The sequence below is a fragment of the Actinomadura rubrisoli genome, from assembly GCF_004349215.1.
GTDB classification, from domain to species: domain Bacteria; phylum Actinomycetota; class Actinomycetes; order Streptosporangiales; family Streptosporangiaceae; genus Spirillospora; species Spirillospora rubrisoli.
In genome coordinates this window covers 1-13,862 of record NZ_SMKU01000255.1, presented here as the reverse complement: position 1 = coordinate 13,862, position 13,862 = coordinate 1, and the positions used below count along the sequence as shown (strand labels likewise).

At 72.4% G+C, this 13,862-nt stretch carries 13 protein-coding genes; 9 read left to right on the top strand and 4 right to left on the bottom strand.

Annotation, left to right across the window (positions count from 1 at the left end):
• Window positions 1–207, bottom strand: a 207-nt coding sequence (locus E1298_RS33865) for a hypothetical protein (RefSeq protein ID WP_424923181.1), incomplete at its 3' end; no start/stop codon positions are given.
• A 54-nt stretch (window positions 208–261) separates the two neighbouring features.
• On the opposite strand from E1298_RS33865, the gene E1298_RS33860 reads away from it, so the two are divergent.
• Window positions 262–999 (top strand): YwaF family protein, encoded by a 738-nt coding sequence (locus tag E1298_RS33860; protein WP_131900601.1) that lies wholly within the window; start codon window positions 262–264, stop codon window positions 997–999.
• Here E1298_RS33860 and E1298_RS33855 read toward each other — a convergent pair.
• The gene (locus E1298_RS33855; protein WP_131900599.1) at window positions 950–1,225 is read right to left on the bottom strand and encodes a hypothetical protein; all 276 of its coding nucleotides are present in this window, start codon (window positions 1,223–1,225) and stop codon (window positions 950–952) included. The two genes, E1298_RS33860 and E1298_RS33855, sit on opposite strands and share 50 nt — an antisense overlap.
• On the opposite strand from E1298_RS33855, the gene E1298_RS51955 reads away from it, so the two are divergent.
• A complete protein-coding gene (locus E1298_RS51955) occupies window positions 1,220–1,507 on the top strand; it encodes a hypothetical protein (protein ID WP_424923180.1) in 288 nt (95 codons plus the stop codon). The genes E1298_RS33855 and E1298_RS51955 overlap by 6 nt on opposite strands.
• Here E1298_RS51955 and E1298_RS33845 read toward each other — a convergent pair.
• Window positions 1,452–4,277, bottom strand: a complete 2,826-nt coding sequence (locus tag E1298_RS33845) for a COG1470 family protein (RefSeq protein ID WP_131900597.1) — start codon at window positions 4,275–4,277, stop codon at window positions 1,452–1,454. The two genes, E1298_RS51955 and E1298_RS33845, sit on opposite strands and share 56 nt — an antisense overlap.
• Before the next feature lie 151 nt (window positions 4,278–4,428).
• Here E1298_RS33845 and E1298_RS33840 point away from each other — a divergent pair, with 151 nt between their 5' ends.
• The gene (locus tag E1298_RS33840) at window positions 4,429–5,700 is read left to right on the top strand and encodes a sensor histidine kinase (RefSeq protein WP_243725972.1); all 1,272 of its coding nucleotides are present in this window, start codon (window positions 4,429–4,431) and stop codon (window positions 5,698–5,700) included.
• A 13-nt stretch (window positions 5,701–5,713) separates the two neighbouring features.
• On the opposite strand, the gene E1298_RS33835 is transcribed toward E1298_RS33840, so the two are convergent.
• On the bottom strand, window positions 5,714–7,630 hold the full coding sequence (locus tag E1298_RS33835) for an APC family permease (RefSeq protein ID WP_243725971.1): 1,917 nt from the start codon (window positions 7,628–7,630) through the stop codon (window positions 5,714–5,716).
• Window positions 7,631–7,851: 221 nt separating this feature from the next.
• Between E1298_RS33835 and E1298_RS33830 the strand changes: the two genes are divergently transcribed.
• From E1298_RS33830 to E1298_RS33805, 6 genes are read left to right on the top strand one after another with little or no spacing between them, the layout of a single operon-like run.
• Window positions 7,852–8,922 carry a LacI family DNA-binding transcriptional regulator gene (locus E1298_RS33830; protein ID WP_131900595.1) on the top strand — a complete coding sequence of 357 codons (1,071 nt, stop codon included), beginning with the start codon at window positions 7,852–7,854 and terminating at the stop codon, window positions 8,920–8,922.
• Window positions 8,915–9,880: a ribokinase gene (locus E1298_RS33825; RefSeq protein ID WP_131900593.1), complete on the top strand. Its 966-nt coding sequence runs from the start codon at window positions 8,915–8,917 to the stop codon at window positions 9,878–9,880. Before E1298_RS33830 ends, E1298_RS33825 begins: the two co-directional genes overlap by 8 nt.
• The gene (gene rbsD / locus E1298_RS33820; protein WP_207944990.1) at window positions 9,877–10,329 is read left to right on the top strand and encodes a D-ribose pyranase; all 453 of its coding nucleotides are present in this window, start codon (window positions 9,877–9,879) and stop codon (window positions 10,327–10,329) included. The genes E1298_RS33825 and rbsD overlap by 4 nt, the downstream gene beginning before the upstream one ends.
• A complete protein-coding gene (locus E1298_RS33815) occupies window positions 10,299–11,258 on the top strand; it encodes a sugar ABC transporter substrate-binding protein (protein WP_131900591.1) in 960 nt (319 codons plus the stop codon). The genes rbsD and E1298_RS33815 overlap by 31 nt, the downstream gene beginning before the upstream one ends.
• Window positions 11,259–11,305: 47 nt before the next feature.
• A complete protein-coding gene (locus tag E1298_RS33810; protein ID WP_131900589.1) occupies window positions 11,306–12,820 on the top strand; it encodes a sugar ABC transporter ATP-binding protein in 1,515 nt (504 codons plus the stop codon).
• The gene (locus E1298_RS33805; protein ID WP_131900587.1) at window positions 12,817–13,830 is read left to right on the top strand and encodes an ABC transporter permease; all 1,014 of its coding nucleotides are present in this window, start codon (window positions 12,817–12,819) and stop codon (window positions 13,828–13,830) included. The genes E1298_RS33810 and E1298_RS33805 overlap by 4 nt, the downstream gene beginning before the upstream one ends.
• Window positions 13,831–13,862 lie beyond the last annotated feature (32 nt).

Sequence of the window (13,862 nt, the reverse complement as noted above, 5' to 3'; positions counted from 1 at the left end):
CAACGTCTTGATCGAGGAGGCCGCCCGGCCCTGGGCGGACATCATGACCACGATCGCCCGCCGCAGCTTTACCGGGTCTTTCGCCGTCCTGGTGATCTTCTGCAGACGGCGGCCCTCTTCCATCGACGACGCACGCACGAACACCTCGGGCCTCCTCGCCACGACCACCTCCTGAAACCGGTTCAGGGACAAGGCCGGCTTGATCACCCACCGAGATCAATAACCCATCAAGGTTCAGTGACGAGCCACTAGCATCACCGGATGGTGCTGACCGCCGGTCGATTCGCCGCGTTCGGGCCGTCGCACTGGGCGGCGCTGGGGCTGTTCGCGGCCGGATGCGCCGGGCTGGTGATGCTCGGCCGCGCGCAGCGGGCGGCATCGGAGCCGGGTGAGAGGGTCGGCGCCCAGGCGAGGGGCTTCGGCAAGGCGTACGCGCTGGCGATCGTGTACGTGGTGATCGGCACTCAGGTGCACACGCTGCTGCCCGGGCAGTGGCGCATCGGCGGGTCGCTGCCGCTTCAGCTGTGCGACGTGGCCTGGCTGGCCGCGATCGGCGCGCTGTGGACGCTCGGCCCGCGCGGGTTCGCCTTGATGTACTACTGGGGGCTCACCCTGTCGTTGCAGGGCCTGCTCACGCCCGCGCTGAACGGTACGGACTACCCCGACATCGACTACCTGGGCTTCTTCGGGCCGCACCTGATGATCGTGTGGGCCGCGGTGTACCTGACCTGGGGGCTGGGGATGCGGCCGGACTGGGGCGGCTACCGGTTCGCGGTCGCCGCCACCGCGGCGTGGGCCGTCGCCACGTTCGTCTTCAACCTGATCGCCGATACCAACTACGGCTACCTCAACGACAAGCCCAGCACCGGTTCGGTGCTGGATCTGCTGGGCCCCTGGCCGTGGTACGTGCTGGCCGAGATCGCGATCATCCTGCTCGGCTGGGCGCTGATCACCTGGCCTTGGACGCGCCTGAGCCGGTACCCACCGGCCTCCGGCTGAGGCCCGGCCTCTCGGCCAGGTCGGCGGGGAGCAGCAGGGCCGGCAGGGGGACGCGGAGGATCGTGCTCACGGTGGCGTCGAAGGCGCACGCGGACGCGGCCGGGGGCAGAGCGGCGGCGGGCAGGGCCCACGGGTAGCCGGCGGTGTGCGCGGTGAAGCTGATCGGCAGTTCCGGGACGCGGCGGGACACCTGGTCGCCGAGCGACAGGCCGAACGGGCCATGCACGGCACCGGCGTGGCCGCGTTCGCCGCCAGGCCCTTCGCCTCGCTGTCGGGCGGGGAGCAGGCACGGGTGGCGCTGGCGCGCGTGCTCGCCAAGGGACGGGTCGTGGCCTGCGGGCCGCCGCCGGCGGGTCCTGACCGCCGGGCCGCCCTCCAAGCCGACCTGGCGTTCTCCTACGGCTCGGCCTGGACGACCCGCGTCCAGGCCGACGGCGTGCGGTTCTACCGGTTCAACGGCGCACGGTCACGGTGGCCGACGCCTGCGCGGGTGCGTGCGCCTTGTTGATCGCGCGGACCCAGATCCGGTGCCGGCCCGGCGTCAGGTGCGGGGCCGCCGTCAGCCGTCCGGTGGCCGGATCGAAGCGGGTCGGCACCGGACGGCCGTCCACTTCGAGGGTGAGCCGGGCGGCGTCGATACCCGACAGGGCGTCGGTGATGTCGGCGGTCACGTTCACCCGGGGGCCGGTGACGGTGGTTCCATCGGAAGGCGAGAGGTTGGCGATGGACGGTGCCAGCGGAATCTGCGCACCCGGTTCGCCCGGCGCGGGGAGCTGGATGCGGGAGACCGAGGGCGAAGCGGCGCGGCCGCCGAGGCCGGCTTCGAAGACCAGTGGGTAGTCCACGCCTCGCGGGATCGTCCTGCTGGACGCGATGGTGAAGGGCACGCCCACCCGTCCGTTGGCGGGGACGCGCACCGTGGTGCGTGTGGCCGGACGTGCGGACCAGCCGCCGTAGGCGCGGCCGGAGACGGTCACGGTCTGCGGGGTGTCGTTGAAGTTGTAGACGTCCAATGTCATCGGGGTCGTGGGGTCGAGCCGGTAGCCGTAGGGCGGCCGGTTCTCTCCGTGACTGTTCTTGTTCGGGGCGGCGTTGCGCGCGGCGAACCGCTGGTTGAGAACGATGTGCTCGGCGACGGACGGCTTGGCGCGGCGCACGTCCTTGCCCCGGATAGCGGCGGAGGCCGGAGCCGGGGCGTCGGAGGCCAGGTAGACAGGGTCGGACGAGACCGTCAGGCGCACGGTTCCGCGCCCGGTGGTCGTGGTCGTGCCCTTGTGCGCGCCCATGATGTCGTAGACGTCGACCTTGTGACCGGGCGTCGGCACGTCCACCTGGGTGGGCTTGTCCGCCCACAGCACGGTGACGGTCTTGCCGTGGGCGGCGAAGACATGGCCGGTGACATTGCCCGGCACTCCCCGAAGCGGTGCGACGAAGTTCGCCTCGCCCAGGATCGAGGCCATGGCGGCGTGCGCGCTGTAGGAGGGCCAGGGTTGGAAGCCGGGGCTGAGCATCCCGAAATATTCGCCCCCATCGTTCAGGTAACCGATCGGGGATCCGGAGAACCAGAAGTGCTTGGCGGTTCCGGTGGCCAGGGCCCCCACGGTCGACCGGACCAGATAGCGCGCCTGGGTGGTCTGGCTCGTCCGGCTGAGGCCGTCTGGCGACGACCGCAGGAACGTCCCGCCTTCGGACATCCACAGCGGGGTCCGGGCGCCGTACAGGCGCCGCAGCCCGTGATGCTTCTCGACCTCCTCAACGGGGAACCGCGGGTTGACGGGATCCGGGTATTCGTTGGGGTAGCCGTGCATGGCCCAATAGTCGGCGTAGCCGACGACCTGGTTCTGCAGCATCAGATCCTGGAAGTGGGCCGATTCGTAGAAGCTCGGGAGCACCGTGAACGGCCGCCCTGGGCCGTCGGCGACGCCCAGCGCGGTGGCCTTGACGTAGGCGGCCTGCTGGTCGCCGGTGCTCGCGGTCTCGTCCGCCTCCGGTTCGTTCGACACGTGCACGGCGTCGGACCTGGTGGCGCCCGCCTTGCCCGCCAGATGCCGGGCGAACGCGTGCGCGTCCCTCAGGTCGACCGGCAAGGGCAGGGACGCGGGCGTCGTCGCCCAGCCGGGCGGTTCGGTGATGGTCTCCAGCGACTTGAGGCCATGGGCGTGGAACGCCCGGGTGAGACGGTCGTACGGGGTCCTCACGTACCTGCCGCGGGCGGGTACGGTGGCCGACCAGGAGTCGCCGTCGCGCACATATCCGGCTCCCATCTCCCGCATAGCCGTCAGCAGGGCGCCGAGCCGCGACGGCGGCACGATCGTGAACGCCCACACGTTCACCCCGAATCGGTTGGCCGCCCCGGTGACGGGACGCCGCCGCGGCAGGTGCGCGAAGTGGCCGACCACCGGGGTGCCGCCCAGCGACGCGGTCACCCGGAAGTTGCCGGGCGGCAGGCTCGGCGGCGGCGGTACCGTCACCGCCGTACCGCCCGCGGGCACGGTCGCGGTTCCGGAGCCGGCCTTGGCGCCGAAGTAGTCGCTGATCTCATACCGGACCGGCCGGGCGGCAGGGGCGCGGGCGTTGAGGCGGAAGCTCAGGCTCGCCCGCTCGCCCTCCCGGTAGATGCCCAGGTTGTCCGCAGGGCCGTGCGTAGTGCTGGACGGAGATCGGTCCTGCGGCACCAGGTGCACGCCGGACAGGGCGACGTCCGTCGGCGTCAGCGTGAAGGCGTCCAGCAGGAGACGGTGCAGCACCGACGTCGACACCGGCACCGGCTCATCGACCATGAACGTGATGGTGTTGGTGCCGCGCCGCAGTTCCACGTCGTCCAGCCGCAGCCGGTACAGGCCGCCCCAGGCGTGCGGGGAGCCCACCCATTGCGGCTGCGATCGGGCGACCTGCGCGAACCGGGCTCCGTTGACCGACAGGTTGAAGTACGAGCCGCAGTCCTCCACTTCCTCGTCCTGCTCCACCGGGGAGGTCGACACGGTCTCCACGCGGTAGGCGCCGGCAGCCGGCGCGTTGACCTTGTAAGTGGCGTACCAACCTCCCCGTGGCGGCGTCCGGGGGGTGGACAGGTTCAGATACGCACCGCCCGAGGCCCTCGGGTCGGACCCTGTCGGGATGTTGGTCCGGGCCGGTGACTCGCCCTGGATCGTGATCATCGCGTCTTCGCGCCCTCGCGCCGCCGCGCTCGTCATCAGCCCGTCCAGCACCAGGGCCAGCACCACACCGGCGCCGAGGACGGGATGCCGCAGGGACGCCGATCGCCGAGTCTCGTTCATGAGATCAAGCGCACCACCGGCAGCGGGCCGGCGGCATCGGCCGCCCGGCCACCCGCCCTGGTCTCCTGGCCCGCCGATCATGGCCGGTCGGAGGCGAAGCCTGGCCGATCGGCCAGGGGCCCGGGGCGACCGCCGTCCCTAGACTCGGCGCATGTCCACGATGACCGACGCCGCCGGGCTCCCGGCGGCGCCGCGCTGGATGCTCCCCGGACGGCTGGCGTCGCTCGACGGTCACGGGCCGCAACGCCGGACCTTACGGGACTGGCTGGTGGACCTGGTCCTGTTCGGCGGGGCGGTCTGGCTGTGGGCCGCCAAGGACCCCGCCCCGCACCGCCTGCTGGAGGACCTGCCCGGCTGGACGCGGATGGCCGACCTGTCGCTCGGCGCCGTCGGGTGCCTGGCACTGTGGTCGCGACGACGCTACCCGCTGGCACTCGCCTGGTACCTGGTCCCCCTGCTCGCGGTGGCGCCCAGCGCGACCGGCGCCGCGATCGTCGCGGTCCTCACGGTGGCCGTGCACCGCGACTGGCCGCTCGCGGCGCTCATCGCCGGGCTCCACCTGCTGGTGGCCGTCCCGTTGGGCCTCTTCCTGCCGCCGCACGGGGAGAGCGGGGCGCAGAACGCGGCCTGGCTCGTCGTGATGTTCACCGTTCCCCTCAGCTGGGGCATGGCCGCACGCGCCAGACGCGAGCTCTCCCTCGGGGCACGCCGGGAGGTCGAACGGCAGCGGTTCGAGCACGCGCTCCGGGTCGCCGACGCGGAGCGGGCCGAGCGCGAGCGGATCGCCCGGGAGATGCACGACGTGCTCGCCCACCGCATCTCCCTGCTGACGATGCACGCCGGCGCGCTGAGCTACCGGACGGCGCAGGCCGAGACCGGCGAGGGACCGCCGCTGAAGGCCGCCGAGATCAAGGAGGCGGTCGACGTCATCCACGGCAACGCCCACCTGGCCCTGGACGAGCTCGGCGAGGTGCTGGAGGTCCTGCGCACCGCCGACACCGGCGGACGCATAGGCGCGTCCTCGCCGTCACGGCCCAGCTTGGCCGGGATCGCCGGGCTGGTGCGGGAGGCCCGCGCGGCCGGTCAGCAGGTCGTGTTCGAGCCCGGTGACACGTGCGAAGGCAGGGAACCCCACCCGCGGGTGCAGCGCACCGCCTACCGGGTCGTCCAGGAAGGGCTGACCAACGCCCGCAAGCACGCGCCCCATGCCCAGGTGACGGTGCGCGTCGGCGGAGCGCCGGGCGCGGGGCTCGACATCACCGTGGTCAACCCGCTGCCGGCCGAACCCCGGTCCAGCGCCATCCCCGGCGCGGGGGCCGGTCTGGCCGGCCTGGCCGAGCGCCTGTCCCTCGACGGCGGCACCCTTGAGCACGGCCCGTGCGACGGCACCTTCCGTCTCGCCGCCCACCTACCGTGGCCATGACCCCGACGCGCAGTCACCCGACATGCACGACGGGCCGGCTGTCGATGTCCGGTTCGGCTTGGCGCAGGATCTCGCGGGTCAGCGGCGGGATGTCGCCGCCACCGAAGACCAGGTAGCGCAGCAGCGCGCCGATCGGGTTGCCCTCGGCCCAGTGGAAGTAGACGTGCGGCTGCTTGCCCGTCTCGTCCCGGATGTGCAGCAGGACGGCCGCGATCGCGTTGGCGATGCTCGGGCTCTCGGCCCGCAGGATCCGGTGCCCGTGCCGCTCCTCGCCCGTCACCCGCAGCGCGGACTCGAACTCCGAGGCGTCCGACACCGTCATCTCAAGGAAGAGCAGCCCCTCCCCGCCGCCCAGGCGGTGCAGCTCCCACGCCTCCAGTGCCTTGTCGGCGTACTCCGCCCGGTCGCGCGCGTCAGGCTCGTTGGCGATGATCCGCAGATCACCGGCCTCGCGGACGAACCGCCGCGCCTCCTCATCGAACCCGACCTCGGTGACGCGCAGCTCGGTGGACCGCGTCGCGCGGGAGATCAGCGACGTGACGACGATCGCGACGCTGAACAGGACCGCGATCACCAGCCCGTCCGGGCGCTCGATGATGTTGGCCACCGTCGCGTAGACGAGGATCAGCGCGACCACGCCGAACCCGGCGCCGGCGCGGCGGCGGCCCCGTCTCCACGCCGCCAGTGCCGCCGCGACCGCCGCCGACAGGATCAGCGCCAGCACTCCCGTCGCGTACGCGCCGCCCTGCGTCTCGACCTCCGCCCGGAACAGCAACGTGATCACGAACGAGACACCGATGAAGATCAGGACCATGGGACGGGTGGCGCGGACCCAGTCCGGCGCCATCCCGTACCGGGGCAGGTACCGCGGCACGATGTTGATCAGGCCCGCCATGGCGGAGGCGCCGGCGAACCACAGGATCGCGATGGTGCTCACGTCGTAGGCGGTGCCGAACCAGTCGCCGAGGTACTCGTGCGCGAGGTAGGCCAGCGCCCGCCCGTTCGCCTTCCCGCCGGTCTCGAACTCCTTCTCCGGGATCAGCACGGTGGTGGCGAAGCTGGAGGTGATCAGGAAGACGCTCATGATGATCGCCGCCGTGGTCAGCAGCTTGCGGGCGCCCCGGATCCGCGCGTCCAGCCCGCCCTTGACCAGCGGCATGACGGCCACGCCCGTCTCGAACCCCGAGAGCCCCAGCGCGAGCTTCGGCATCACGAACAGCGACACCGCGACCATCGCGATCGGGTTGGAGTGGTCGGCGTTCAGCACGTTCTTCCAGTCGGTGATGAGCCCCGGATCGGCCGTCACCTTGCCGAGCGCCGTCGCGACCACCACGACGTTCAGCGCCAGATACACCGCGACCAGCACGACGGCGATCGAGATCGCCTCGCTGAAGCCCATCAGGAAGACCGCGCCGAGCGCGGCGATCAGCGCCAGCGTGAGGGGGATCTGCCAGCCGGAGAGCCCGTCCGGGACGAACGGGTTGTGCAGCAGGTGGGCGGTGGCGTCCGCGGCCGACAGGGTGATCGTCACGATGAACGCGGTGGCGACGAAGCCGAGCAGGAACAGCACCAGCAGCTTGCCGCGCCACCCGGGCAGCAGGCGCTCCAGCATCGACAGGGAGCCCAGCCCGTGCGGGCTCTGCCCGGCCACCGAACGGTAGACCGGCAGTGCCCCGAACAGGGTCAGCGCCACCAGCAGCAGCGTCGCGATCGGGCTGAGCGCCCCGGCCGCCAGCGCGGCGATGCCCGGCTGGTAGCCCAGGGTGGAGAAGTAGTCGACGCCGGTGAGGCACATGACCTGCCACCACCGGTGCTGCTGGTGCGGTACTTCCTCCTGGTGCGGACCGGGCTTGCGTCCAGGCCGGTGCAGCCCCTGCAACATCCATCGCCGCAGACCCGAGCCCGCAGCCGACTGGGATGGCGTGCTCACCCGCGCTCACCTCGCCCTTCACGTGGCCACCAGCCAGCACACCCTACTGAGCCACCACCGTCATGCCCCAGCGCGCCATCCGCACCCGGGCGTATAGCCGAAGTGCCGGCACGGCTTGCGGCCGGATTCGGTCATCGGGGATCGGGTGTTGACACCTCCGGAGGGGCGGGCGCAAGATCCCATCTACACGAGTTGCCAACACGAGTTGAACAAGGGAGCCCATGGTCACCCGCCGTGATGTCGCGCGTCGAGCCGGCACGTCAGAAGCCGTGGTGAGTTACGTCCTCAATGACGGGCCCCGCAATGTCGCGCCCTCGACCCGGGAGCGGGTGCTCGCCGCCATCGCCGAGCTCGACTACCGGCCGAACGCGGTGGCCCGGTCGCTGCGCAACAGCCGGACGACGACGATCGGCCTGGTCGTGCCCGATAACGCCAACCCCTTCTTCGCCGAGCTGGCGCGGGAGATCGAGGACGTGGCGTTCGAGCGCGGTCACACGCTGCTGCTGGCCAACGCCAGGGACGACGAGGAGCGCGAGGTCGCCCAGGTCCGCACGCTGCTGGACCGGCAGGTGGACGGCCTGATCCTCATTCCGTGCCACGGTCCGGGCGCGTGGCGGGCCGAGCTGGAGCGCGCCCGCATCCCCTGCCTGGTGGTGGACCGGGAGATCGAGGGCACGGACGCCGTGCAGATCCTGGTCGACAACGAGGGCGGCGCCGCGGAGGCGGTGCGGCACCTGATCGCCCACGGCCGGACCCGGATCGGGTGCGTGGCCGGGCCCGACGGCATGCACCCGACGCTGGACCGGGTGAACGGCTGGCGGCTGGCGCTGGCCGAGGCCGGCTTCGACCCGGCGGCGATGCCGGTGGCGCACGCTCCCTTCGGGCGCGCGGAGGCCTACCGGGCGGGTCGAAGGCTGCTGGAGTCAGGCCCCGGCGTCGACGCCCTGTTCGTGACGAGCGATGAGCAGGCCATCGGGGTGCTGAGGGCGGCCGCCGAGCTCGGGGTGGCCGTCCCGGACGACCTGGCGGTGTTCTCCTTCGACGGCGTCGCCCCGTCCGCCTACACGGTCCCGTCCCTCAGCACGATGCGCCAGCCGTTCGAGGAGCTCGGCCGGACGGTCGTGGAGATGCTCCTGGCCGGACGCGATTCCGGGGGCGCGCGGACGGAGGGCACGGCGCCCGAGCGGGTCGTGCTGGCGACGCGGCTGGTGGCGCGCGGGTCGTGCGGTTGCGCCGACCCGGCGGGCGGCGACCACGGGATCGAGGCGGCGGGGAGTCCGGATCATGGGTGAAGCGGTGCGCCTGCTGGTGGTGGGCAGCGTCAACATGGACCTGACGGTCACCGTGCCGCGCCTGCCCGAGTGCGGCGAGACGGTGCTGGGCGGCGACGCGGCGCGGATCCCCGGCGGGAAGGGCGCGAACCAGGCCGTCGCCGCGCGGCGTCTCGGGGCGGCCGTCCGCATGGTCGGCTCGGTGGGCGATGACGACTTCGGCGCGGAACTGCGCGAGGCCATGGACCGCGAAGGGGTCGACGTGACCGGCGTGGAGGTCGCCGCCGGAGCGGCGACCGGGCTAGCGATGATCATGGTCCGGCCGGACGGGGAGAACGCGATCGCCGTCGCGCCCGGCGCCAACCGGGCCCTCGGCCCGAGCGCCGGACGGGCGGTGGCGGGCGGCGGCGCGGAGTCGGCGCTGCTGCTGCAGCTGGAGATCCCGGTGGACGCCTGCGTGGCCGCGGCCGCCGAGGCGCGGCGGCTGGGCCTGCTGGTGGTGCTGAACGCGGCCCCTTCGCCGCAGGCGGTGGACGCGTCGATGACGCGGCTGCTGGAGCTGGTGGACGTTCTGATCGTCAACGAGGTCGAGGCGGCGACGCTGCACCAGGCGCTGCACGGCTCCCCGGCCTTCGGCGCCGATGCGGACTGGGCGGCCGTCGCCGCGGCGCTGCGGCGGCTCGGGCCGGACCGGGTCGTGGTGACCCTCGGCGCGGACGGCGCCGTGGGTGCCGATCCAGCTGGAACGTTCCGGATACCCGCGTTCCCGGTGGCCGCGATCGACGCGGTGGGCGCCGGCGACGCCTTCTGCGCCGCGCTGACCATCGCGGTGGCGGCCGGGCGGCCGCTGCGCGAGGCCGCGCGGCGCGGGTGCGCCGCGGGAGCCCTGGCCACGACCCGGCGCGGAGCCCATGACGCGCTTCCCCGCGAGGCCGAGGTGGACGCCCTGCTCGCGGGCGATCCGGCCGGGAGGCGATGACGATGCGCCCCGGCGGACTGTGGCACCCGCGCCTCCTGGAGATCCTCACGGCCGCGGGCCATACCGATCTCGTGGTCGTCGCCGATCCCGGGCTGCCGGTACCGCGCGGAGTGGAGACGGTCGACCTGGTGTGGCGGCGCGGCGAGCCGGGTCTCCTGCCCGTCCTGCGAGCGGTCCTGGACGAGTTCGTGGTCGAGGCGGCGGTGATCGCCGAAGAGGCCGCCGACCCCGGCCTCCTGGCGGGGCTGGACCGCGCGCTGGCGGCGGCCCCGGTGTCCCGGGTTCCGCACGAGCGGCTCAAACGCATGGTCGCACAGGCCCGCGCGGTCGTCCGCACGGGCGAGGCAACCCCCTACGCGAACGTCGTCCTGCGCGCAGGCGTCCCGTTCGCACCCACCCCCAGTAAGGAGCAGAACCCATGGCAGGACGAGCATTCCTCATCGGCCTGACCGCCGTCGCCCTGACCGCCGCGGCCTGCGGGCAGGAGGGCGGCGGCTCGGGCAACGCGGCGCCCAAGTCCGGCAAGCCGGAGGTGTGCCTGGTGATGAAGTCGCTGGCCAACGACTTCTTCCAGGGCATGCGCGACGGAGCCATCGCGCACGCCGCCAAGCGGGGCGACCTGAAGCTCCAGGCGGTCGGCACGCAGAACGAGACCGACATCGACGGCCAGGTCGCGGCCGTGGAGAAGTGCGTGACCCAGCGCGTGTCGGCGATCGTGATCGCCCCCGCCGACTCCCGGGCGCTCATCGCGCCGCTCAAGCGGGCCATGTCCGCCGGGGTGAAGGTCGTCAACATCGACGTCAAGCTCGATGACGCCGCGCTCAAGGGCGCGGGGGCGCAGGTGCCCTTCGTCGGCCCGGACAACCGCGAGGGCGCCCGGCAGTCGGGGGCCGAACTCGCCAAGAAGCTCGGCCGCGGCGGCAAGGTCGTGATGCTGGACGGCAACCCGGGCGCCGCCAACGCCGAGCAGCGCGCCCAGGGCTTCAAGGACGCCATCGCGCAGGGCGACCTCAAGCTGCTGGACGCCAAGACCGCCCACTGGGAGACCGACGAGGCGCACACCGTCATGGGCAACATGCTCACCGCGCACCCGGACGTCCAGGGGGTGATGGCGGCGAACGACGCGATGGCGCTCGGGGTGCTCAAGGCGATCCAGGACGCCCACAAGGCCGGCGCGATCAAGGTCGCCTCGTTCGACAACATCCCGGCGATCCAGGCGGGCGTCAAGGACGGGAGCGTCGTGGCCACCGTCGACCAGTTCGGCTCGGCCCAGGCCGCCATGGGCATCGACTACGCCATGCGGATGATCAAGGGCGAGACCATCACCGGCTGGCAGAAGACCCAGATCAAGCTGATCACCGCGGCCGGGCAGAGCTGAGCGCTCCGCCGGTCCCGCCACCGCACGGAAAGCGAAAGAAGGTGCGCATGGACGCGCTTCTGACGGCCTCGGGGCTGGTCAAGCGCTACCCCGGCGTCACGGCACTGGACGGCGTCGACCTGGATGTCCTGCCCGGGGAGGTCCACGTCCTGGTCGGGGAGAACGGCGCCGGGAAGTCGACCCTGGTCAAATGCCTGACCGGCGTCGAACGGCCCGACTCCGGGACGATGACGTTCGCCGGCAGGCGCCACGACCCCGCGAACGCCGCCGCCGCGCTGCGCGCCGGGATCCAGGTCGTCCACCAGGAGCTGACGCCGATCCCCGGGCTCACGGTGGCCGAGAACCTCTTCCTCCAGCGGCTTCCGCACCGCTTCGGCGTGGTGGACCGCCGCCGCCTGGACCGGCGGTGCCGCGCCCTGCTCGACGAGGTCGGCCTCGACGTGCCGCCCGGCACCCGGGTGGAGCGGCTGGGCATCGCGCAGGTGCAGCTCGTCGAGATCGCCAAGGCCCTGTCCCAGGAGGCGCGCCTGCTCGTCCTGGACGAGCCGACGGCCACTCTGACCAGCAGGGAGAGCGGGCGGCTCTTTGAGATCCTGCGCCGGCTCACCGGCCGCGGCGTCGCGGTCGTCTACATCTCCCACCACCTGGAGGAGCTGTACGAGATCGGCGACCGGGTGACCGTGCTGCGCAACGGCAGGCACGTGGCGACCAGGCCGCTGCGCGACGCCCCGCCGCCGGAGCTGGTCCGGCTGATGGTCGGCCGCGACCTGGACCAGGAGTTCCCGGTCCGGGAACCGGCCGAGCCCGGCGAGGAGCTGCTGCGGGTCGAGGACCTGCGGGTGCGCGGCGCCGCGTCCGGCGTCTCGTTCGCGGTCCGCTCCGGCGAGATCGTCGGCGTGGCCGGGCTCGTCGGCGCCGGGCGCAGCGAGGCCATGCGGGCGCTGTTCGCCGCCGACCGGTCCGACGGCGGCCGGATCACGGTACGGGGACGCCCGGTGCGCATCCGCCATCCCCGGCACGCCGTCGCGCACGGGATCGGGCTGCTCACCGAGGACCGCAAGGCCCAGGGGCTGGCGCTCGGCCTGCCGATCAGTGCCAACATCAGCCTCGCGAGCCTGGGCGCGGTCGCCCGGGCGGGCCTGCTGCGCGCCGGGGCCGAGACCCGGGCGGCCGAGCGGATGGCCGGGCGGCTGCGGATCGGATCGTCCGGCGTCCGGCAGGCGGTCCGCACCCTGTCGGGCGGCAACCAGCAGAAGGTCGTGCTCGCCCGCTGGCTCCAGGCCGGGACGGACGTCCTGATCATCGACGAGCCCACCCGCGGCATCGACGTGGGGGCCCGCTACGAGATCCACCGCCTGCTCATGGACCTGGCCGACGAGGGCAAGGGCCTGCTGGTCGTGTCGTCGGACCTGCCCGAGCTGATGGGCGTCTGCGACCGCATCCTCGTCTTCTCCCGCGGCCGGGTGGTCGCCGACGTCCCGAGATCCGATTTCGACGCCGAGCACATCCTCACCCTGGCCTACTCCGGATTCCTCCACGGAAAGGAGGCTGAGCGGCCATGACCGACGCCGCCGCCTCGGCGGTCACGCCGAAGCCCACCGCGCGGACCCCGCGCCTCGCCCGGCAGATCATGGGTGAGGCCGGCATCGGCATCGCGCTGGTCGCGCTGACACTCGTCTTCGCGATCACCGCCGACGACTTCGCCACCACGCAGAACCTGCGCAACATCATGACCCAGATCACGCTCAACGCGATCCTCGCGGTGGGGATGACGTTCGTGATCCTGGTCGGCGGGATCGACCTGTCGGTCGGCTCGGTGCTGGCGCTGTGCGCGGTGGTCGCCGGCACGGTGATGACCGAGAGCGGCCTGCCGACGTCGGTGGCGATTTTGCTCGCCCTGCTGGCGAGCGTCGCCATCGGCGCGGCGTGCGGGCTCGTCAACGGTGCGGTCACCGAGCGCTGGAAGGTGCCGTCCTTCATCATCACGCTCGGCATGCTGTACGTGGCGCGCGGCGCCGCGCAGGAGTTCACCGACGCCAAGACCATCTACGACCTGCCCCAGCAGTTCAACGACTTCGGGACGCTCACGATCCTGTGGATCCCGGCGGTCTTCTGGGTCGCGCTGATCCTGGCCGTCATCGGCTGGTTCGTCCTGACCCGTACCGTCTTCGGGCGCCTCGTCTACGCCACCGGCGACAACGAGGAGGCCGTGCGCCTGTCGGGGCACCGCACCGGGGTCATCAAGGTGCTCGCGTTCGTGATCGCGGGCTTCACCGTCGGCATCGCCGCGCTCACCTACATGGCGCGGCTCAACATCGCCAGCCCGATCCTCGGCCAGGGCTACGAGCTGAACGCCATCGCCGCCGTCGTGATCGGCGGCGCCAGCCTCAGCGGCGGGCGCGGCTCGATGATCGGAACGTTCCTGGGCGCCTGCCTGCTCGGCGTGCTCACCAACGGACTCCTCCTGCTCGGGGTGTCCGATTTCCAGCGCCTCATGATCACTGGGGGCGTGATCATGATCGCCGTCGTCGTCGACGCGTACCGGCGGAGGTTCGCCGAACGCATCTCCTGACCAGGAGACAAGGAGACCCACCCCCATGAAGA